Source organism: Albidovulum sp. (assembly GCF_049646345.1).
Classification (GTDB): domain Bacteria; phylum Pseudomonadota; class Alphaproteobacteria; order Rhodobacterales; family Rhodobacteraceae; genus Albidovulum.
This window is the reverse complement of sequence record NZ_JBARVQ010000765.1, coordinates 1-1,572: the sequence shown is the minus strand read 5'-3', so window position 1 is coordinate 1,572 and position 1,572 is coordinate 1. Positions and strand designations below refer to the sequence as shown.

Here is a 1,572-nt window from a genome sequence, read left to right as displayed (position 1 = left end):
AAAGAACTCGTTTTCGCGAATGCTGATGCTGACCTTGGCAACGGCGGTGAAGGCGGAATCGCCCTGGCCGAACACCTTGCTGACATCGCGGATGCCGATTGCTTCGTTCATGTGGTCAGGCCCTCCCCTTGGCCCTTGTGCCGTCCTGACGACTGGTCATGCGCGCACGCGTTCGCTTTTCGGATCGTAGAAGGGCGCGAACGACAGTCTTGCCGTAACGCGATGGTTGTTTACCTCGACCTCGAAGGTTTTCGACTTCAGGTAATCGGCAGTCACGCCGTCCGCATGTTCGACAATGGCAAGCCCCACCGAGACACCCAGCGTGTGGCCAAAGGCTCCGGCGCGGACATAGCCCACCGGCGCGCCATCGGCGAAAAGCGGCTCTGACCCCAGCAGCAGCGGTTCCGGATCGTCGAGCATTAGCGCGACAAGTCGTTTCGGCAGGGGCCCGGCAGCCTTCTGCGCGGCCAGACGGTCGCGGCCGATGAATTCCTTGCCCATGTCGACGACGAAGCCGAGGCCCATTTCCAGCGGCGTGTCGGTGTTGTCGATATCGACACCGAAGTCGCGGTAGCCCTTTTCCAGACGCAGACTTTCCAGTGCCATCAGCCCGCAATGGGTGCAGGACATGCCTTGCGCCTCGATCCCTGCCACCAGTGCGTCATAGACATTGAGGCTCTGCTCGGACGGTATGTAAAGTTCGTACCCCAACTCGCCCATATAGGTGACGCGGACGATGCGGATGCGGGCATAACCGATCTCGACGAAGGTCGAGCCGCGGAAGGGCAGCGCCTTGGACGAAAGGTCGGCGCCCGTGATCGCGGCCAGCACCTCGCGCGAGCGGGGGCCTTGCAGCGACAGGATCGTATAGGCCGAAGTCACGTCGGTGACGGCGCAGAATTCGTCCGGTCCGGTATGCCGTTTCAGCCAGGAAGGCGTGATCCGTTGCAGCACGTCGCCGGTGACCAGCAGGAATTCGTCCTCGCCCGTCCGGGTGATTGTCAGGTCCGAGATGATGCCGCCCTGCGCGTTCAGCCACTGGGTATAGATGTTTGTGCCGATGGGCACCGAGACCGAGTTGGCGCTGACCCGGTTCAGCACCGTTTCGGCGTCGCGCCCCTGCACCACGAATTTGCCCATGAAGGTCTTGTCGAACAGCCCGACGCTTTCGCGGGTCGCCCTGTGTTCGGCAGCGGATAGGTGGAACCAGTCCTGCCGGCCGAACTCGTATTTCACCTCGGGCTTCGGACCCTCTGGCGCGAACCAGTAAGGCATTTCCCAGCCCGACAACGCGACGAAATACGCGCCCTTATCGGCGTAGCGGTCATGCAGGGGCAAGCGCCGCGCGCCGCGGGCCTTCTTGTGCTTGAAGTTCGGGAGCGATGCATTGGTAAAGCTGTAAGCCAGCGCATCCGGCAGGCGGCCAAGCAAATAGTGGCGCACGGTCTCATGCGGGCCCAGGCGCGCAGGGGTCAGCCCGGTCATGTCCTGGTTGGCATTGCCGTGCACGATCTCTTCGGCCAGTAACGCACCGACACCGCCACCCGAAAGAATACCGAGCGAGTTCAGACC

1 protein-coding gene is annotated in these 1,572 nt (G+C 62.5%); it reads right to left on the bottom strand.

Annotated elements, in window-relative coordinates; all coding sequences use genetic code 11:
* Positions 1-156: 156 nt before the first annotated feature.
* A partial coding sequence (locus WBB85_RS20145) for an aminomethyltransferase family protein (protein ID WP_432640372.1) occupies positions 157-1,572 on the bottom strand: 1,416 nt, incomplete at its 5' end.